31 protein-coding genes are annotated in these 16,229 nt (G+C 34.4%); 1 reads left to right on the top strand and 30 read right to left on the bottom strand.

Annotated elements, in window-relative coordinates; translation table 11 throughout:
• The first annotated feature begins 159 nt into the window (after positions 1–159).
• Positions 160–1,089: a TIGR01212 family radical SAM protein gene (locus Q0929_RS03905; protein ID WP_299238262.1), complete on the top strand. Its 930-nt coding sequence runs from the start codon at positions 160–162 to the stop codon at positions 1,087–1,089.
• 280 nt (positions 1,090–1,369) lie between these two features.
• On the opposite strand, the gene rplQ is transcribed toward Q0929_RS03905, so the two are convergent.
• From rplQ to rplC, 30 genes are all read right to left on the bottom strand, one after another.
• Positions 1,370–1,735: a 50S ribosomal protein L17 gene (rplQ, locus tag Q0929_RS03900; protein ID WP_299238261.1), complete on the bottom strand. Its 366-nt coding sequence runs from the start codon at positions 1,733–1,735 to the stop codon at positions 1,370–1,372.
• 15 nt (positions 1,736–1,750) lie between these two features.
• Positions 1,751–2,728, bottom strand: a complete 978-nt coding sequence (locus tag Q0929_RS03895) for a DNA-directed RNA polymerase subunit alpha (protein WP_299238260.1) — start codon at positions 2,726–2,728, stop codon at positions 1,751–1,753.
• A 98-nt stretch (positions 2,729–2,826) separates the two neighbouring features.
• Complete coding sequence (gene rpsD / locus Q0929_RS03890; protein ID WP_299238259.1) at positions 2,827–3,441, bottom strand: 30S ribosomal protein S4; 615 nt, start codon at positions 3,439–3,441, stop codon at positions 2,827–2,829.
• A gap of 3 nt (positions 3,442–3,444) precedes the next feature.
• Complete coding sequence (gene rpsK / locus Q0929_RS03885; protein WP_299238258.1) at positions 3,445–3,834, bottom strand: 30S ribosomal protein S11; 390 nt, start codon at positions 3,832–3,834, stop codon at positions 3,445–3,447.
• A 25-nt stretch (positions 3,835–3,859) separates the two neighbouring features.
• Positions 3,860–4,210, bottom strand: coding sequence for a 30S ribosomal protein S13 (gene rpsM / locus Q0929_RS03880; RefSeq protein WP_299238257.1), 351 nt, complete (start codon positions 4,208–4,210; stop codon positions 3,860–3,862).
• Positions 4,211–4,225: 15 nt separating this feature from the next.
• A complete protein-coding gene (gene rpmJ, locus Q0929_RS03875; RefSeq protein WP_299238256.1) occupies positions 4,226–4,339 on the bottom strand; it encodes a 50S ribosomal protein L36 in 114 nt (37 codons plus the stop codon).
• 16 nt (positions 4,340–4,355) lie between these two features.
• The gene (infA, locus tag Q0929_RS03870; RefSeq protein ID WP_299226737.1) at positions 4,356–4,592 is read right to left on the bottom strand and encodes a translation initiation factor IF-1; all 237 of its coding nucleotides are present in this window, start codon (positions 4,590–4,592) and stop codon (positions 4,356–4,358) included.
• Positions 4,593–4,607: 15 nt separating this feature from the next.
• Complete coding sequence (map, locus tag Q0929_RS03865) at positions 4,608–5,357, bottom strand: type I methionyl aminopeptidase (RefSeq protein ID WP_299238255.1); 750 nt, start codon at positions 5,355–5,357, stop codon at positions 4,608–4,610.
• 12 nt (positions 5,358–5,369) lie between these two features.
• Positions 5,370–6,005: an adenylate kinase gene (locus Q0929_RS03860; RefSeq protein WP_299238254.1), complete on the bottom strand. Its 636-nt coding sequence runs from the start codon at positions 6,003–6,005 to the stop codon at positions 5,370–5,372.
• 4 nt (positions 6,006–6,009) lie between these two features.
• Positions 6,010–7,302 carry a preprotein translocase subunit SecY gene (secY, locus tag Q0929_RS03855; protein ID WP_299238253.1) on the bottom strand — a complete coding sequence of 431 codons (1,293 nt, stop codon included), beginning with the start codon at positions 7,300–7,302 and terminating at the stop codon, positions 6,010–6,012.
• Complete coding sequence (gene rplO / locus Q0929_RS03850; RefSeq protein ID WP_299238252.1) at positions 7,299–7,757, bottom strand: 50S ribosomal protein L15; 459 nt, start codon at positions 7,755–7,757, stop codon at positions 7,299–7,301. The genes secY and rplO overlap by 4 nt, the downstream gene beginning before the upstream one ends.
• Positions 7,757–7,936 (bottom strand): 50S ribosomal protein L30, encoded by a 180-nt coding sequence (gene rpmD, locus Q0929_RS03845; protein ID WP_299238251.1) that lies wholly within the window; start codon positions 7,934–7,936, stop codon positions 7,757–7,759. Before rpmD ends, rplO begins: the two co-directional genes overlap by 1 nt.
• Entirely contained in the window at positions 7,933–8,517 is a 585-nt protein-coding gene (gene rpsE / locus Q0929_RS03840; protein ID WP_299238250.1) for a 30S ribosomal protein S5, read from the bottom strand. The genes rpmD and rpsE overlap by 4 nt, the downstream gene beginning before the upstream one ends.
• Before the next feature lie 11 nt (positions 8,518–8,528).
• Positions 8,529–8,900: a 50S ribosomal protein L18 gene (gene rplR, locus Q0929_RS03835; protein ID WP_299238249.1), complete on the bottom strand. Its 372-nt coding sequence runs from the start codon at positions 8,898–8,900 to the stop codon at positions 8,529–8,531.
• A gap of 15 nt (positions 8,901–8,915) precedes the next feature.
• The gene (gene rplF / locus Q0929_RS03830; RefSeq protein WP_299238248.1) at positions 8,916–9,461 is read right to left on the bottom strand and encodes a 50S ribosomal protein L6; all 546 of its coding nucleotides are present in this window, start codon (positions 9,459–9,461) and stop codon (positions 8,916–8,918) included.
• Positions 9,462–9,480: 19 nt separating this feature from the next.
• Complete coding sequence (gene rpsH, locus Q0929_RS03825) at positions 9,481–9,891, bottom strand: 30S ribosomal protein S8 (RefSeq protein ID WP_299238247.1); 411 nt, start codon at positions 9,889–9,891, stop codon at positions 9,481–9,483.
• Positions 9,892–9,901: 10 nt separating this feature from the next.
• A complete protein-coding gene (locus Q0929_RS03820) occupies positions 9,902–10,090 on the bottom strand; it encodes a type Z 30S ribosomal protein S14 (protein WP_299226698.1) in 189 nt (62 codons plus the stop codon).
• A gap of 17 nt (positions 10,091–10,107) precedes the next feature.
• Positions 10,108–10,671 (bottom strand): 50S ribosomal protein L5, encoded by a 564-nt coding sequence (gene rplE, locus Q0929_RS03815; RefSeq protein WP_299238246.1) that lies wholly within the window; start codon positions 10,669–10,671, stop codon positions 10,108–10,110.
• A 3-nt stretch (positions 10,672–10,674) separates the two neighbouring features.
• Positions 10,675–11,034 carry a 50S ribosomal protein L24 gene (gene rplX, locus Q0929_RS03810; RefSeq protein WP_299238245.1) on the bottom strand — a complete coding sequence of 120 codons (360 nt, stop codon included), beginning with the start codon at positions 11,032–11,034 and terminating at the stop codon, positions 10,675–10,677.
• 2 nt (positions 11,035–11,036) lie between these two features.
• Positions 11,037–11,405, bottom strand: a complete 369-nt coding sequence (gene rplN / locus Q0929_RS03805; protein ID WP_299238244.1) for a 50S ribosomal protein L14 — start codon at positions 11,403–11,405, stop codon at positions 11,037–11,039.
• A gap of 73 nt (positions 11,406–11,478) precedes the next feature.
• Positions 11,479–11,751 carry a 30S ribosomal protein S17 gene (gene rpsQ / locus Q0929_RS03800; RefSeq protein ID WP_299238243.1) on the bottom strand — a complete coding sequence of 91 codons (273 nt, stop codon included), beginning with the start codon at positions 11,749–11,751 and terminating at the stop codon, positions 11,479–11,481.
• An 11-nt stretch (positions 11,752–11,762) separates the two neighbouring features.
• Positions 11,763–11,966 (bottom strand): 50S ribosomal protein L29, encoded by a 204-nt coding sequence (gene rpmC / locus Q0929_RS03795; protein WP_299238242.1) that lies wholly within the window; start codon positions 11,964–11,966, stop codon positions 11,763–11,765.
• A gap of 11 nt (positions 11,967–11,977) precedes the next feature.
• Positions 11,978–12,394, bottom strand: a complete 417-nt coding sequence (rplP, locus tag Q0929_RS03790; protein WP_299238241.1) for a 50S ribosomal protein L16 — start codon at positions 12,392–12,394, stop codon at positions 11,978–11,980.
• A gap of 26 nt (positions 12,395–12,420) precedes the next feature.
• Positions 12,421–13,104: a 30S ribosomal protein S3 gene (gene rpsC, locus Q0929_RS03785; protein ID WP_299238240.1), complete on the bottom strand. Its 684-nt coding sequence runs from the start codon at positions 13,102–13,104 to the stop codon at positions 12,421–12,423.
• Positions 13,104–13,454 carry a 50S ribosomal protein L22 gene (gene rplV / locus Q0929_RS03780; protein ID WP_299238239.1) on the bottom strand — a complete coding sequence of 117 codons (351 nt, stop codon included), beginning with the start codon at positions 13,452–13,454 and terminating at the stop codon, positions 13,104–13,106. The genes rpsC and rplV overlap by 1 nt, the downstream gene beginning before the upstream one ends.
• A gap of 13 nt (positions 13,455–13,467) precedes the next feature.
• Positions 13,468–13,767: a 30S ribosomal protein S19 gene (gene rpsS, locus Q0929_RS03775; RefSeq protein ID WP_299238238.1), complete on the bottom strand. Its 300-nt coding sequence runs from the start codon at positions 13,765–13,767 to the stop codon at positions 13,468–13,470.
• Between the two features lie 2 nt (positions 13,768–13,769).
• Positions 13,770–14,594 (bottom strand): 50S ribosomal protein L2, encoded by an 825-nt coding sequence (gene rplB, locus Q0929_RS03770; RefSeq protein WP_299238237.1) that lies wholly within the window; start codon positions 14,592–14,594, stop codon positions 13,770–13,772.
• Positions 14,595–14,605: 11 nt separating this feature from the next.
• Complete coding sequence (rplW, locus tag Q0929_RS03765) at positions 14,606–14,899, bottom strand: 50S ribosomal protein L23 (protein ID WP_299238236.1); 294 nt, start codon at positions 14,897–14,899, stop codon at positions 14,606–14,608.
• On the bottom strand, positions 14,896–15,522 hold the full coding sequence (gene rplD, locus Q0929_RS03760; RefSeq protein ID WP_299238235.1) for a 50S ribosomal protein L4: 627 nt from the start codon (positions 15,520–15,522) through the stop codon (positions 14,896–14,898). Before rplD ends, rplW begins: the two co-directional genes overlap by 4 nt.
• 23 nt (positions 15,523–15,545) lie before the next feature.
• The gene (gene rplC / locus Q0929_RS03755) at positions 15,546–16,226 is read right to left on the bottom strand and encodes a 50S ribosomal protein L3 (RefSeq protein WP_299238234.1); all 681 of its coding nucleotides are present in this window, start codon (positions 16,224–16,226) and stop codon (positions 15,546–15,548) included.
• Positions 16,227–16,229: the final 3 nt, after the last annotated feature.

Here is a 16,229-nt window from a genome sequence, read left to right as displayed (position 1 = left end):
GCGTTTTACAAGTTGTTTATTATATTCTTTCCAGTCTCTTTTCATAAAAACCTCGCCAATTTTTAAGTTTTTAGGTATAATTTTATATGATATTACAATTAAATTGTAAAAGTTTTTGGACAATATCTAACAAATATCTCTATACAAGGACGGTGAAAAATGTATTACAGAAAGTTTAATGATTATCTTAAAGAAAAATACGGTGGAAGAATTCAGAAGATAGCAATAGATGCAGGTTTTACATGTCCAAACAGAGATGGGTCTAAAGCATCAGGTGGATGTACATTCTGTAATAATGAATCTTTTAGCCCGTATGCTATGACAAAGCAAACTGTAAAAGACCAGATAGAAAAAAGCATGGAATTTTATAAGAATAAATTTAAAAACACAAAAGGTTTTCTTGCATACTTTCAGGCATTCACAAATACTTATGCACCGGTTGAAAAGCTTAGAGAAGTTTACGACCAAGCAATGAGTTATCCAGAAATAATTGGAATGTCTATTGGAACTAGACCCGACTGTGTACCGGAGGAAGTTCTCGATTTGATAGCTTCTTATACCATTGAAAAACCTGAAATATGGATAGAGTACGGTCTGCAAACAGCCCATTATAAAACACTAAGAAAAATAAACAGAGCTCATGGAGTTTCTGAATTTGTTGATGCTGTTTTGAGAACTAAAAAAAGGTCTTCAATAAAAATCTGCGTCCATGTTATTCTTGGATTACCAGGAGAAGACTATGATGATATGATGGAAACAGCAAAGCTTATTGCGGCACTACCAATAGATGGTATAAAAATCCATCCACTTCATATAGTAAAACATACTGCGATGGAAAAGCAGTATTACAGAGGAGAAATAAAAGAGCTTGACATGAAAGAATATGCAAAATTAGCTGTTGATTTCTTATCATACTTACCAAAAAATATAATAGTTCATAGGATAACAGGAGAAGCTGCAGAAGATGAGCTTGTAGCTCCATACTGGTGTTCTTCAAAATATAAAATGGAAGTTTTAAAAGCCATAGAAGAAGAGTTTCAAAAAAGAGAAAGATTGGAAAAGTTGAGTTTAAAAGTAGAAGTGTTATAAATTTTCGCAAGTTGTAAGATACATTTATCCTTGTTTGTCATACTGAAGCCAAAGGCCTATGGTAAGAAGGTGAGTAGTTAAGAAGTAAAAGGTAGAGATTCTTCGCTTCGCTCAGCTCAGAATGACATTAGTAGGGGGAATTCTTCTCCAACTGAAAAATAACAAATAATATTATCCTTTCTTTAGTGCTTATTATTCAACCCTTTTCTATCATTCTAAGGACTAAGGGCAATGTCCAAAACTTCAGACATTGCCACAAAAAATTGAGATACGATGATGCTTAACTTGGATATTCTACAAATTCAATGATAGCAATTTCTCCGCCATCTCCAATTCTTCTTTTCTCTAATTTATAAATTCTTGTATATCCACCATTTCTCTCTTTAAATAATGGTGCTATCTCAGTGTACAACTTCCTTGCAACCTTTTGGTCTTTTAATCTTTGAGCTAACAATCTTTTTGCATGGATAGTATCTTCTTTAGCCAAGGTTACAAGCTTCTCAATAAAAGACCTTAAAGCTTTTGCTTTTGGGAGAGTCGTTTCTATTCTTCCATGGAGTATTAAACTTTTTGCAAGATTTATAAATAAAGCTTCTCTATGTTCTTTTCTTCTGTGAAAACTCTTTGTTTTTACTCTATGACGCATTTTTTGAGCCTCCTTTTATTGAGATGTTGATTTTGATGGAGCCAATTCTAATCCTATTTCTGTTAAAGCGTCCTTGATTTCTTTTAAAGATTTTCTACCGATGCTTTTAGCTTCTTTTAAATCTTCTTCAGATAGTTTTACTAGGTCGCCAATTGTATTTACTCCTATTTTTCTGAGAGCGTTTATAGTTCTTGAAGAAATTTCAAGCTCATCTATAGATAAAGAAAGTTTATCTTCTTCAATCTTTATTTCTTCAAGCTTTGGAGCTACAGTTTTCTTGATCGTCTGAACTTTTCTAACGGTTGGTTTTTGTAAAATATTGAAATGATCAATAAGAATGTTTGTTGCTTTTATTAATGCTTCGTCCGGTGTAATTGTTCCATCTGTTTCGATTTCTAAAATTAATTTATCATAGTCTGTCTTGTCTCCAACCCTTGTAGGTTCTACATTAAAGGCAACTCTTTTAATTGGAGAAAAAGCTGTATCTATAAGTATCCAGCCTATTTCAGAAATAGGCTCTAATTCTTCAACTGTTTTATAACCAATACCCCTTTCTACTCTAAATTCCATTTGTAATTTTATAGGTTCAGATATTGTGCAAATGTGTACATCTGGCGTAACTAACTCTATTCCTGCGGGAAATTTTATGTCTTTTGCATAAACTTTACCCACATTTTCTACTTCTAATATAGCAAAATCTCTTTCTATATTCTCATCTATTTTTAGTCTTATTTGTTTTAAATTTAATACTATTTCAACTACATCTTCTATCACACCTTTGATTGTTGAAAACTCGTGAGGAACACCCATTATTTTAACAGCTGTAATTGCTCCTCCTGGTAATGAAGAGAGTAAAACTCTTCTTAACGCATTACCAATAGTTATACCAAACCCTCTCTCTAACGGTTCTACATAAAGCTTTCCGTATGTATCTGTTTTAGTTGTTTCATCCCAGTAAATTTTTGTTGGCATTACAAAATCTAACAATGACATTCTAACTCCATATTAAACCGGTACGCACCGGTGCCGGGCTACTTATTTACCGCCTGTTTTGACCCCCATACCCGGCAGGCGGTTTTGGGGAGTATTTATTACATTGAGTAGTACTCAATGATGTACTGAACGTTAACTGGAATTTCTAATTCAATTTCTTCTGGAATTTCAACAACCTTGCCTCTAAGATTATCTTTATCGAGCTCTAACCATTTTGGAATAGAACGAGGGTCTCTGCTTTCTAAATTTTCTTTAAAAAGTGCTAACTTTTTACTTTTTTCTCTAACTTCAATAATATCACCTTTGTCAACTTCGTAAGATGGAATATCTACCTTTTTTCCATTTACTAAGAAATGGCCATGTTTAACCAATTGTCTTGCCTGAAGTCTTGTTTTCGCAAAACCAAGTCTGTATACAACATTATCAAGTCTTCTTTCAAGCAATTGTAACAATACTGTACCAGTATTTCCAGCTGCTTTAGAGGCTCTCTCAAAATATCTTCTAAATTGCCCTTCTCTAATTCCACCGTATAGAAATCTTAATTTTTGTTTTTCTTGTAATCTAACTCCATAGTCTGAAAGTTTTTTTCTTCCTTGAATTCTACCATGTTGACCTGGTGGGAAATTTCTCTTTTGAAAGGATTCTAAATCACCACCAACAAAAACTCCTAATCTTCTACTGATTTTTGTCCATGGTCCTATATATCTACCCATAAATTAAACCCTCCTTTTACTTGGTGGACGACATCCGTTGTGAGGTATAGGTGTAACATCTCTAATCGCTTTAATGGTAAGTCCCATCGCAGCTAATGTTCTTATAGCAGGTTCTCTACCGGCGCCAGGACCTTTAACCCATACTTCAACTTCTTTCAATCCATATTCATCCATAGCCTTTTTTGCTGCTTTTTGAGCTGCAAGTTGAGCAGCATATGGAGTACTTTTTCTTGTTCCCTTAAAACCTTCTGTACCACCTGATGCCCATGTTAAGGTATTTCCTTCTTTATCAGTAATAGTCACAATTGTATTGTTAAACGTAGATTGGACATGAACAATTCCAGATGTTACCGTTCTTTTTACTTTTTTAACAGTCTTTCTTTTTTTTGCCATTTTTTATACACCTCTTCGTATTAAATTACTTTTTTCTTTTTCCTTTTCTTGTTTTTGCATTAGTTCTTGTTCTTTGGCCTCTAACAGGAAGGCCTAATCTATGCCTTACTCCTCTATAGCAACCTATATCAATAAGTCTTTTAATTGCAAGAGATACTTCCCTTCTAAGGTCACCCTCAACTTTATAATTTTGTTCTATAAATCTTCTGATTGTATTTAATTCGTCTGGAGTCAATTCTCCAACTCTTTTCATTCCATCGATTCCAGTTTTCTCTAAGATTTCCTTGGCTCTTGACTTACCAATTCCATAAATGTAAGTTAAGGCAATCTCTAACCTTTTTCTATCCGGTAAATCTACGCCTGCTATACGTGCCATACTGAATTAGCCTCCTTAACCTTGTTTTTGTTTATGCTTTGGATTTTCACAAACAACCATAACTCTACCCTTTCTTCTTATAATCTTACATTTCTCGCATCTTGGTTTAACGGATGCTCTAACTTTCATAATTATTCCTCCTTCTTTAAACTCTAAATATAATTCTTCCTCTGGTTAAATCATAGGGCGATAATTCAACTTTAACTTTATCACCCGGAAGTATTTTTATGAAGTGCATTCTCATCTTACCTGAAACGTGGGCTAATACTTCATGCCCTGTTTCTAATTGGACTTTAAACATAGCATTAGGTAAGGCTTCTAAAACCGTACCTTCTAAAACTATTCCTTTTTCCTTTTCTTGACCTTCTTTTTTCTTTCCCATTTCTACTTCATCCTTTTAAATTTTTGATAAAACATATGGTCCATTTTCTGTAATTGCTACACTATGTTCAAAATGGGCTGCATGTGTTTTATCAGTTGTAACTATAGTCCAATTATCCTTTAATTTTCTAATTTTCCCTTTTCCTAAGTAAGCCATCGGTTCAATAGCTAAAACCATTCCCGGTTTTAGTTCAATATTTTCTGCATTTGATAAACAGTTTGTAACATGAGGTTCTTCATGGGGCTTTCTACCTATACCATGCCCGCCATAAGTACAAACAGGTGTTAATTTATAACTTTTTAATGTTTCTTCTATAGCTCTTGCTATATCCTTTAAATTATTGCCCGGGTGACAAAGTTCAATAGCTTTATCCAATGCTGATTTGACACCTTCTATTAATCTTTGCTTTCTCTCACTGATATCGCCAACTGCAACCGTTATGGCAGCATCACCATACCAGCCCTCATATTCTACACCAAAATCAAGACTTACTATATCGCCTTCTTTTATGATTTTATCCTTCCTTGGAATACCATGTACAACTTCTTCATTTATTGAAACACATAATGAAGCCGGAAAACCATACAAGCCTAAAAAGGCAGGTCTGACATTTCGTTTTTTACATTCATTGAAAGCAATTTCGTCAAGCTCAGCAGCACTAACCCCGGGCTTTACATATTCAGTTAATAAATTTAAAATTTCTGCCACATGTATGTTGGCAATCCTTAACTTCTCAATCTCTTCTTTGGTTTTTAACTCTATCATTTGAATCAAATATTATATCATAGAAACAATTTTATTGTAAATATTTTCTGGGTTATCTGTTGCATCTATTTCTACTATTTTACTTTTATAATATTCAATCAATGGTTTTGTTTGTTGATGGTAAACTTCTAATCGCTTTCTTATAACCTCTTCTTTATCATCATCTCTTTGTATCAATTTGGTTCCACACTTATCACAGATTTCATCAATCTTTGGAGGATTGTAAACCACATGATAAACTGCTCCACAAGACGGACAAACTCTTCTCCCTGCAAGCCTTTTTACTACTTCTTCATCCTCGATTTTAAAGAGAATAACAGCATCAATGTTTTTATTTAGCTGGGATAATAAATTATCTAAGCTTTCAGCTTGTGGAATTGTTCTTGGAAAGCCATCAAAAATTATATTTTTATCCGCATATTCTTGTAATTTTTCCTTGATTAAAGAAATAATAAGGTCATCCGGAACAAGCTTTCCTTCGTCCATGTATCGTTTTGCTAATTTACCCAACTCTGTTTGATTTTTTACTGCTTCTCTTAATAAATCTCCCGTTGAAATTTGAATAAAGCCACTTCTTTCTTTCAACAGCTGTGCCTGCGTTCCTTTGCCGGCCCCTGGTGGCCCAAGAAAGATAACTATCTTAGACATTTTCCTAACCTCTCTTTAAAAATCCTTCATACTTTTTCATGGCTAAATAAGCTTCAATTTGATGGATTGTATCAAGGGCAACGACTACTACGATTAAAGCTGATGTACCACCAAAATAAAATGGAACATTTAAGAGTTTAATTAGTATCATTGGTAATACCGCTATAACGGCTAAGAAAATGGAACCAGCAAAAACAAGCCTTGTTAATACATAATTTAAATATTCAACCGTTTGAGTTCCTGCTCTAACACCGGGTATAAATGCACCGCTTTTTCTTAAGTTATCTGCTATATCTATAGGATTAATTAAAATTGCAGTATAAAAATATGAGAAAAAGATAATTAGTCCAACGTATAAAACAAAATAAACGTAGCTTTGTGGAGATAAATAATCAACGATAATACGTGCTATTTCACTATGTCCTGCAAAAAATTGGGCTATTGTTGCCGGGAACATTAAAATTGCAACGGCAAAAATGATCGGAATCACTCCTGATGGATTAAGTTTAAATGGAAGATAAGATGCAGAATAACTTACAATTGATATAGACCTTCTTGCATGGTGTATAGGAATCCTTCTTTCTGCTTCTTGAATATAAACTATACCGGCTACAACCAATACTATTATCAACACAGCTATCAAAATTGTTAATATTGAAAGTTCGCCAACTTTTAAAAGCTCGTATGTTTTTATGATAGCAGGAATTATACCAGCAACTATACCTGCCAAAATAATCATTGAAATACCGTTTCCAATGCCAAACTCGGTGATTTTCTCCCCGATCCACATTAAAAATACTGTTCCGGTTGTAACTATAACGGTTGTAAGAATCACAAACCAAAAAGGAGATATGGAAATTAAAGATGCTCCAGTTTCTGTTTTTAGATTAGATAACCATATTGATAAACCTAAAGATTGAAAGCCTGCAATTGCGATGGTTAAATATCTTGTGTATTGAGAAATCTTCCATCTACCATAATCGCCTTCTTCCTTCTGAAGGCGTTCTAAGGATGGAATGACTGCAGTTAAAAGCTGCATAATAATGGAGGCAGAGATGTATGGCATTACTCCAAGGGCAAAAACAGAGAACCTTCCTAAGGCTCCACCTGAGAATAGATTGTAGATATTAAATAGTACTCCGCCTGAAGAGTTGAAATAATGAAGTAAGGCTTCAGAATTAATACCGGGGACTGGTATGTGAGTCCCCAATCTATAAACAGCAAGCATAATTAAAGTAAAAAGAATTTTATTTCTTAATTCTTTTATTTGGAGTATGTTTATTATTTTTTCTATCAAGTTGTCTCCGTTGTTAATTTTTCAACTATTCCGCCTGCTGATTTAATTTTCTCTTCAGCTGAAGCTGAAAAAGCGTGAGCTTTAACAGTTAATTTTTTGGTTAACCGGCCATCGCCAAGGATTTTTACACATTCTCCTTTTTTCACTAAACCTTTCTCTTTTAAGGTTTGAGGATTAACCTCTTCATTTTCATTAAATTTATTTTCAATGGCTTTCAAATTAACAATTTCATACTCTACTTTTGAAGGATTTTTAAACCCTCTTTTTGGAATTCTCATTATAAATGGAGTTTGTCCGCCTTCAAATCTTGCCGGAACCTTAGAATCACCAGACCTTGACTTTTGTCCTTTGTGACCTCTTGTTGAAGTCTTTCCATGTCCTGATCCGATTCCTCTACCTACCCTTTTCTTTTTATGAGTTGCACCTTTGTTAGGTTTTAATTCATGTAATCTCATTATTCAACTTCCTCCACTTTAACTAAGTGTCTTACTTTTTCTAAATTACCAAGAACTGCAGGATTTTTTTCTAAAATTCTTTCTTGATAAATTTTCTTCAATCCAAGAGACCTTAGCGCTTGCTTTTGTTTTTCGCCTTTACCAGCAAATCCTCTAATTAATTTGACTTTTATTTTCATCTTACAGGCACCCCTTTTGCATAAATTCTATATACGGATTTTATTTTTTCCTCTTCTAATCCTCTTACTTTTGCAACTTCTTCTGGTGATTTGAGCTTTAAAAGAGCGTCAAAGGTTGCTCTAACTACAGCATTAGGGTTTGTAGTTCTTCCAACGATTTTTGCTAAAACGTCCGTAACTCCTAAGAGCTCCAATACTGGCCTCATTGGTCCGCCTGCAACCACACCTGTACCTCTTCTGGCAGGTTTTAATAAAACCACTGCCGAGTCATATTCTCCATAAACATCGTGAGGAATAGTACCCTCAATTAAAGGAACTTTAATAATTCTTTTTTTTGCATCTGCTATAGCTTTCGCAATAGACGGTGGAACTTCTCTCGCCTTACCATGTCCAAATCCAACATGACCATTTCTATCGCCTACTATAGCAAGTGTGCTGAATGAAAAACGTCTTCCACCTTCCATAACACGAGTTGTTCTTCTAATTTCAACAACCTTTTCTTCTAAGTTAAGAGTATCTGGATTTATTGGATTTTCTTTAATTCTTTGCTCAATTAATCTTTCTATATTTCTTACACCCATCACTCTCTCCTTTAAAAGTTTAATCCAGCTTCTCTAGCTGCATCAGCGAAGGCTTTAACTTTTCCGTGATACAAAAAGCCTCCTCTATCAAAAACAACGTTTCGTATACCTTTTGCGATAGCTTTTTCAGCCAAAAACTGACCCAATTTTTTAGCATCCTCTATAGATTTTCCGCCCCTTTTTCCGTACTTAGCAACATAATCCCTATCAATAGTCGACGCCGATACAAGTGTTTCGCCAGTTTCATCGTTTATTATTTGGGCATAAATAGCATTCAAGCTTCTGTAAAAAGCTAATCTTGGTCTTTCAGCTGTTCCAAAGATTTTTTTTCTTATTCTTTTATGTCTAATTATTCTTGCTTCATTCCTAGTTTTTGCTGCCATCCTTACGCTCCTTGATTATTTTTTACCTACAGTTTTACCAGCTTTTAGCTTGATCACTTCACCTTTATATCTTATACCTTTTCCTTTGTATGGGTCTGGCTCTCTAAATGACCTAATTTCTGCAGCAACTTGACCAACTCTTTGTTTATCAACACCTGTGATCTTAATGTTAGTGTTATTTTCTACGGTTATTTGCACATCTTTTGGAATTGGATAAATTACAGGATGGGAATATCCTAAGGTTAATTCTAAGTTATTTCCTTTTACAGCTGCTCTATAACCAATACCAACAATTTCAAGCTCTTCTGTAAAACCTTCTGTTACGCCTTTAACCATATTATTTAAGAGTGCTCTTGTAGTTCCATGAATCGCTCGTGAAAATGGGTCATCAGATTTTCTTTCAACGACTATTTGATTTTCCTTTTTTACTATTGATACATTTGGATGAAATTTATAGGAGATTTGACCTTTTGGACCTTTTACGCTAACAGTATTATCTGGAGCGATCGAAACCTCAACTCCCTTAGGAATATCTATCGGTTTTTTTCCTATTCTTGACATTTATTGCCTCCTTATTTTATTACCAAACATAACATATGATTTCGCCGCCGACTCTTTGTTTTCTTGCTTCCGTGTCTGTCATTATACCTTTGTTTGTAGTAAGAATCGCAATACCAAGTCCTTTTTGAACATATGGTATCTCGTCAACGGATACGTACTTTCTTAAGCCAGGTTTTGAAACTCTCTGAATTTTAGAAATTGCAGGTTTGGTATTTCTTTTTCCTAAGTATTTTAATTTTATTATAAGCGTTCCTTGATTACCTTTTTTATTTTCTTCAGATACAACATAATCTTCTATGTATCCTTCTCTTTTTAAGATTTCTGCTATCTGTTCTTTGATTTTAGAAGTTGGAACACTTACCTCGTCTTTTCTTGCTTTAATTGCATTATTTATTCTTGCAATCATATCGGCGATTGGGTCTGTTATCATATCTATCCTCCTACCAGCTTGCTTTTCTTATTCCAGGTATTTCACCCCTAAGCGCTCTTTCTCTAAAACATATTCTACACATTCCAAATTGTCTAATATAACCTCTTGGTCTTCCGCATAATGGACATCTTGATTTATTTCTTGTTGAATATTTTGGTTTTTTCATAAAAGCTTTTACTAATAGACATTTACGAGCCATTTAAATTTCCTCCTAAATTATACTGACCTGATTGGTAAGCCTATTAAAGACAGTAACCAAAGAGCTTCTTCGTCAGTTTTTGCCGTTGTTTCAATAATTATGTCCATTCCTCTGATTCTATCAACTTTATCGTAATCGATCTCTGGAAAGATAATCTGCTCAGATAAGCCGAATGCATAATTGCCTCTACCGTCAAATGATTTTGGGTTGAGACCTCTAAAGTCTCTTACCCTTGGAAGAGCCACAGAAATCAATTTATCAAGAAAGTCCCACATTCTATCTTTTCTTAATGTCACTTTAGCACCAATTGGATGTCCTTTTCTTAATTTAAAAGCAGCTTCTGATTTTTTAGCCCTTGTAATTACAGGTTTTTGGCCTGCAATAGCTGTAAGGTCTTCCACCGCTCTATCTAATAATTTAATATCTTCTGTCGCTTTTCCAACGCCCATATTTATAACTACTTTTTTGATTCTTGGAACTTGCATTGGGCTTTTATAACCAAATCTTTCCATAAGCTTCTTCACAACTTCTTGTTCATATTTAATCTGAAGTCTTGGTTTATATCCTACTACTGCAGCCATTTACTATACCTCTTTTTTGATTTTTTCCCAAACTTTATCTATGATTTCGCCGGTCTTTTTATTTATTCTTACTTTTGAAATTTTATTCCCTTCTACTATATACTTTATTCCAATCTTCACAGGTCTTTTTAATTTTTCATCGTAATATGCAACGTTCGAAATATCTATTGGTTTTTCAATTTCAATGATTCCACCTTCCCTAACCCCTTGTATAGGTTTTACATGTTTTTTAGCAATATTTACACCTTCTACTATAACTTTAACTTTGCCATCTTTTCTGATAATTTGTTTTATTTTGCTAACCCTTCCTTTATCTTTTCCGGTTAAAACTATTACAGGGTCTCCTTTTTTAAGCTTTATCATTATTAAATTACCTCCGGAGCAAGGGATATGATTCTATAAAACCCTTTCGACCTTAATTCTCTGCATACAGGTCCAAGTATACGTGTTCCTATTGGTTCAAGCTGGTTGTTTAGAAGTACAACTGCATTATCGTCTGCCTTTACATAGCTACCATCAGGACGAGCCACTTCTTTTTTTGTTCTAACAACTACAGCTTTATAAACTTTTCCTTTTTTTGCTGTTCCATTTGGAATTGCAGACTTTACGGTAACAGTAATTACATCCCCAACGGTAGCATACATTTTTTTCGCACCGCCGGGAATACCTATACACTGTACCAATTTAGCTCCTGAATTATCTGCAGTATTTAAATATGTTCCTCTCTGTATCATAACTACCGCTCCTTTTCACCTTTTTTAGAAAGACAAACTAATATTATAATACTTTTTGTTTCTTAAATCAATATTATTTTTTCGCACTTTGAATAATTTCAACAACAACCCATCTTTTCAACTTAGATAACGGACGAGATTCTCTTATTCTTACGATGTCGCCTTCATTACATTTGTTTTCTTCATCATGGGCATAAAACTTTTTTGTTTTCTTAACTTGCTTTTCATAAAGTGGATGCGGAAATCTTCTTTCAACAGCTACAACTACCGTCTTATCCATTTTATTACTGACAACCTTTCCTACAAATTCTTTAACTCTTTTCTTAGCTTCGTTACCTGTTGTCATTTTTTCACCTCTTAACCATTTGTTTTATTTAATTCTCTTTCTCTTAGAATAGTTAAAATTCTTGCAATATCTTTTTTAGTTTTTTTGATTTCTGCAGTATTGCTAAGAGATCCGATTTTATTTTGGAATCTTAAATTAAATAGCTTCTTTTTTAATTCCAATACTTTTTCTTTCAACTCTTCGTTTGATAATTTTCTTAATTCTGATGCCTTCATGCTATTCACCTCTACTCAACGCTTTTTACTAATCTTGTTTTAATCGGAAGTTTATGGCCCGCCTTTCTAAATGCTTCTGCTGCAACTTCTTCAGGAACACCGGCAAGTTCAAAAAGGATATGACCAGGTTTTACGATTGCTTCGTAGTGGTCTAAATCACCTTTTCCTTTACCCATACGCGTTTCAGCAGGTTTTCTAGTAACAGGTTTGTGTGGGAATACTCTGACCCAGACTTTAGCACCTTTTTTTGCTTCTCTTACGATGGCAATTCTGGCAGCTTCTATTTGTCTTGCTGTTAATCTTCCCGGTTCTAACGCTTGCAGTCCATATTCACCAAAATCAACTTGATTTCTTCTTGTAGCTTTTCCTTTTGTTCTACCTTTTTGAGGCTTTCTCCATTTAAGTTTTCTTGGTTGAAGTAAAGACATATTTTAAACCTCCTTGATTTCTAAAATTAGGTTGTATGAAGTTCTTCTTCTACTCTGCTGAGAACTTCTTCCGCTTTTCCTTCTAATTTATCGCCTTTATATATCCATACTTTAATTCCAAGAATACCGTATTTTGTGGAGGCTCTAGCTGTTCCATAGTCAATATCCGCTCTTAAAGTTTGAAGTGGCATTCTTCCAGCCATAAACCATTCTTTTCTTGCTAAATCTACACCACCTATTCTTCCACCAACTTGTGTTTTAATTCCTTTAGCACCAGCTTTTAAAGCTGCATCTATAGCCTTTTTCATAGCTCTTCTATGAGATACTCTTCTTTCTAGTTGAAGAGCAATATCTTCAGCGACCAATTTGGCGTCTAATTCTGGTCTTTTAACTTCATCAACGTTTACAATTATCTCTTTTGCGGATGTTAATTTTTTGATCATTTCGTTTAGTTTTTCAACTTCAGCCCCCTTGGCACCTATGACGATGCCGGGTCTTGCAGCCATGATTTTAACTCTCATTCTGTCTCCAAGTCTTTCTATCAATACAGAAGATATTCCTGCTGGTTTATATCTTTCTTCAATAAACTTTCTTATTTTTATATCTTCATGGAGAGTTTGAGTATACCTTTTCTTTTCAGAATACCATTTTGATTTCCAGTCTTGGGTTATACCTAATCTAAATCCTATTGGATGCACTTTTTGACCCATTACTTATCCTCCTGCTGCTTTTCAGCCAAGTATACATATATATGGCTAAATCTTCTTCTAATCATGGTTGCCCTTCCATGGGCTCTTGGAGTATATCTTTTTAACATTGGTCCTTCTTCTGCATGGATTTTAGAGATATAAAGGTTGTCAATGTCCATTCCTTTGAACTCGGCGTTTGCTATTGCACTTTTTAAAACTTTCTCAACTACTCTTGCCGACTTTTTAGGAATTTGAGATAAGATAGCTAAAGCTGTTGCAACATCCTTTCCTCTTATAAGGTTTATTACCTGTCTTGCCTTATAAGGAGAAAGATGAGCGTATCTTAAAATTGCTCTTGCAGTATTCTCCATTTTTTACTCCTCTCTACTTTTTCTTTACAACTTTTGCTGATTTATCTGGATGCCCTCTAAATGTTCTTGTTAGAGAGAACTCACCCAGTTTGTGTCCAACCATTTCTGGCTGGATGTAAACCGGTATAAATTTTTGTCCATTGTAAACTGCAATTGTATGTCCAACCATTTCTTGTGTAATAGTGCAAGCTCTATCCCAAACTTTTATGATTTTTCTTTCGCCTGTTTCATTCATTTTTCTGATTTTTTTAAGTATTTTTTCGTTTACATAAGGATTTTTATTTCTTTCGTTCCACTTTCCTTTAAAACCCATCGTTATTTACCTCTACGCTTTATTATGAATTTATCAGAGTATTTTGCACCTCTTCTTGTTTTGTATCCCTTGGTTGGTAATCCCCAAGGAGAAACTGGATGCTTACCAAAAGTTTTACCTTCACCACCACCGTGTGGGTGGTCTACTGGGTTCATTGCAGTACCTCTAACAGAAGGCCTCATTCCAAGCCATCTTGCTCTTCCGGCTTTACCGAGCTCTACAAGTTCATGCTCAGCAAGACCAACTGCTCCAATTGTGGCCATACACTTTTTATAAACTAATCTTATTTCGCCAGATGGCAATCTTATTTGTACATAATCACCTTCTCTTCCAAGTATTTGGGCAGACATACCGGCAGCTCTAACAAGCTGACCACCTTTACCAGGTGTTAATTCAATGTTATGAACAAGTGTACCAACGGGTATATTTTCAAGAGGTAGCGCATTACCGACTTTAATCTCTGCATCCGGTCCAGCCATTACATAATCACCTACTTTTAATCCTTCTGGCCAGATAATGTATCTTTTTTCGCCATCTAAGTAGTGTAAAAGAGCGATTCTTGCACTTCTGTTTGGGTCATACTCAATCGCCGCAACTTTTGCAGGAATTCCCCATTTGTCTCTTTTAAAATCTATGATTCTATATAATCTCTTATGACCGCCACCTCTGTGTCTAACAGTAATTCTGCCTTGATTATTTCTTCCTGCATGCTTTTTAAGCGGCTCAACTAATGATTTTTCCGGTTCTGATTTTGTAATTTCAGCAAAATCATATAAAATTGCATGCCTTGTTCCGTTTGTTACTGGTTTTAATTTTCTAACACCCATTTTTTATCACCTCATACTAATTCAGCTATATTGATTGGTTTTTCAGACTCTATTTTTACAATAGCTTTTTTCCATGCTTTCTTGTATCCAGAAGACCTGAAGCCAAATCTTTTTGGCTTTGGCTTAACTATCAAAGTTCTTACATCTTTAACTTTTACGTTGAAAATCTTTTCTACTGCTTCTTTAATTTCTGTTTTGCTTGCGTCCATAGCAACTTCAAAAGTTAAAGTATTGTTTTTTTCATTGTCTTTTACAGCTTTTTCTGTAAGAACAGGTCTAATTATAATGTCATAGATGGTTTTCATTGTGCCAACCTCTCTTGAATCTTTTCTAATGCAGATTTAAATATAATTACTTTATCATTGTTTAAAACATCGTAAGAGTTTATACCTTCTGCAAGTAATATTTTTACTTTTGGAATATTTCTAAAGGATTTGATAACATTTTCTAATTTTTCTGGTAAAACCAATAAAACTTTTGAGTTTTCTAAACCAAAGTTTTTCAACACTTCTATAGCATTTTTAGTTTTAGGTGCTTCAAAATCAAAGTCTTCAACGACTATTAATTCGTTGTTATTTAACTTGTAAGTAAGAACACCTTTCAACACTTTTCTTCTTACTTTCTTAGGTAGAGCAAAATAGTAATCCCTTGGATGTGGTCCGTGAGCAACCCCACCACCTACAAAAATGTTTGCTTTTACATCACCATGCCTTGCTCTACCTGTTCCTTTTTGTGGATAAATTTTTCTGTTTGACCCTGCAACTTCAGCCCTTGTCTTTGTGCTTGCTGTTCCGGCTCTTTTAGATGCAAGGTGCCATTTAATTACTTCCCAAACTGTACCTTGGTTTACTTCTGTTTTAAATATTTCTTCTTTTAAATCTATCTTTCCGACAACTTCATTTTTATTGTTAACTACATTAAATTCCATCTAATTCACCTCTTTCGTAGAGTTTAAGCATACATTGCTTTTGATTTTGCTAATTTTAATTTTCCTTTTCTTCTATCAGCTATTACACTTTGCTTTAAGAATACAATTGAATTTGGAGCACCAGGTACAGACCCTTTTACTAATATTACATTTTTTTCCGGGATAATATCAACAACTTCAAGACCAAGGACTGTTACTGTTTCATTACCGTAATGTCCTGCCATTCTCTTTGTTTTCCAAACTCTACCTGGGTCTGTTCTACAACCGATAGAACCTACAGCTCTATGATATCTATGACCATGAGATTTAGGAAATCCAGCAAAGTCCCATCTTTTCATTGCAGAGGCAAAGCCCCTACCTTTTGATTTCCCTGTAACATCTACTAGATCACCTTTTTCAAAAACATTTTCAACTCTAATCTCTTGTCCAAGTTCTACAGTTTCCCCATCTTTTAAAGGAAATTCCTTAATAACTTTTGCAGGTTTTATATTAGCTTTTTTGAAAATCGCAAGTAATGGCTTTGGGGTATTTTTTTCTTTTCTTTCTCCAAAAGCCAGAGCAACTGCATTATACCCATCCTTTTCCTGGGTTCTTGTATAAACAACATTACAAGGTCCAGCTTGTATAACTGTTACAGGAATTACCTTTCCATTAACAAAAACTCTCGTCATTCCTATTTTTTTTCCAATTATGCCTTTTGGCATTGC

It is taken from the genome of Sulfurihydrogenibium sp., assembly GCF_028276765.1.
Classification (GTDB): domain Bacteria; phylum Aquificota; class Aquificia; order Aquificales; family Hydrogenothermaceae; genus Sulfurihydrogenibium.
The sequence above is the reverse complement of the archived record's forward strand: the minus strand, read 5'-3'. Positions and strand labels throughout refer to the sequence as shown.

Bases quoted from the DNA above. Each gene is read 5' to 3' on its own strand.
- Q0929_RS03905 (WP_299238262.1), top strand. From the start codon at position 160: ATGTATTACAGAAAGTTTAATGATTATCTTAAAGAAAAATACGGTGGA.
- rplQ (WP_299238261.1), bottom strand. From the start codon at position 1,735: ATGCGTCATAGAGTAAAAACAAAGAGTTTTCACAGAAGAAAAGAACAT.
- Q0929_RS03895 (WP_299238260.1), bottom strand. From the start codon at position 2,728: ATGTCATTGTTAGATTTTGTAATGCCAACAAAAATTTACTGGGATGAA.
- rpsD (WP_299238259.1), bottom strand. From the start codon at position 3,441: ATGGGTAGATATATAGGACCATGGACAAAAATCAGTAGAAGATTAGGA.
- rpsK (WP_299238258.1), bottom strand. From the start codon at position 3,834: ATGGCAAAAAAAAGAAAGACTGTTAAAAAAGTAAAAAGAACGGTAACA.
- rpsM (WP_299238257.1), bottom strand. From the start codon at position 4,210: ATGGCACGTATAGCAGGCGTAGATTTACCGGATAGAAAAAGGTTAGAG.
- rpmJ (WP_299238256.1), bottom strand. From the start codon at position 4,339: ATGAAAGTTAGAGCATCCGTTAAACCAAGATGCGAGAAATGTAAGATT.
- infA (WP_299226737.1), bottom strand. From the start codon at position 4,592: ATGGGAAAGAAAAAAGAAGGTCAAGAAAAGGAAAAAGGAATAGTTTTA.
- map (WP_299238255.1), bottom strand. From the start codon at position 5,357: ATGATAGAGTTAAAAACCAAAGAAGAGATTGAGAAGTTAAGGATTGCC.
- Q0929_RS03860 (WP_299238254.1), bottom strand. From the start codon at position 6,005: ATGTCTAAGATAGTTATCTTTCTTGGGCCACCAGGGGCCGGCAAAGGA.
- rplO (WP_299238252.1), bottom strand. From the start codon at position 7,757: ATGAGATTACATGAATTAAAACCTAACAAAGGTGCAACTCATAAAAAG.
- rpmD (WP_299238251.1), bottom strand. From the start codon at position 7,936: ATGAAAATAAAAGTCAAATTAATTAGAGGATTTGCTGGTAAAGGCGAA.
- rpsE (WP_299238250.1), bottom strand. From the start codon at position 8,517: ATGGGTGTAAGAAATATAGAAAGATTAATTGAGCAAAGAATTAAAGAA.
- rplR (WP_299238249.1), bottom strand. From the start codon at position 8,900: ATGGCAGCAAAAACTAGGAATGAAGCAAGAATAATTAGACATAAAAGA.
- rplF (WP_299238248.1), bottom strand. From the start codon at position 9,461: ATGTCAAGAATAGGAAAAAAACCGATAGATATTCCTAAGGGAGTTGAG.
- rpsH (WP_299238247.1), bottom strand. From the start codon at position 9,891: ATGATAACAGACCCAATCGCCGATATGATTGCAAGAATAAATAATGCA.
- Q0929_RS03820 (WP_299226698.1), bottom strand. From the start codon at position 10,090: ATGGCTCGTAAATGTCTATTAGTAAAAGCTTTTATGAAAAAACCAAAA.
- rplE (WP_299238246.1), bottom strand. From the start codon at position 10,671: ATGGCTGCAGTAGTAGGATATAAACCAAGACTTCAGATTAAATATGAA.
- rplX (WP_299238245.1), bottom strand. From the start codon at position 11,034: ATGATAAAGCTTAAAAAAGGAGACCCTGTAATAGTTTTAACCGGAAAA.
- rplN (WP_299238244.1), bottom strand. From the start codon at position 11,405: ATGATACAGAGAGGAACATATTTAAATACTGCAGATAATTCAGGAGCT.
- rpsQ (WP_299238243.1), bottom strand. From the start codon at position 11,751: ATGACAACAGGTAACGAAGCTAAGAAAAGAGTTAAAGAATTTGTAGGA.
- rpmC (WP_299238242.1), bottom strand. From the start codon at position 11,966: ATGAAGGCATCAGAATTAAGAAAATTATCAAACGAAGAGTTGAAAGAA.
- rplP (WP_299238241.1), bottom strand. From the start codon at position 12,394: ATGTCTTTACTTCAACCAAGAAAACTTAAATGGAGAAAGCCTCAAAAA.
- rpsC (WP_299238240.1), bottom strand. From the start codon at position 13,104: ATGGGTCAAAAAGTGCATCCAATAGGATTTAGATTAGGTATAACCCAA.
- rplV (WP_299238239.1), bottom strand. From the start codon at position 13,454: ATGGAGAATACTGCAAGAGCAATTTTAAGATACGCTCATCTTTCTCCT.
- rpsS (WP_299238238.1), bottom strand. From the start codon at position 13,767: ATGGGTTTTAAAGGAAAGTGGAACGAAAGAAATAAAAATCCTTATGTA.
- rplB (WP_299238237.1), bottom strand. From the start codon at position 14,594: ATGGGTGTTAGAAAATTAAAACCAGTAACAAACGGAACAAGGCATGCA.
- rplW (WP_299238236.1), bottom strand. From the start codon at position 14,899: ATGAAAACCATCTATGACATTATAATTAGACCTGTTCTTACAGAAAAA.
- rplD (WP_299238235.1), bottom strand. From the start codon at position 15,522: ATGGAATTTAATGTAGTTAACAATAAAAATGAAGTTGTCGGAAAGATA.
- rplC (WP_299238234.1), bottom strand. From the start codon at position 16,226: ATGCCAAAAGGCATAATTGGAAAAAAAATAGGAATGACGAGAGTTTTT.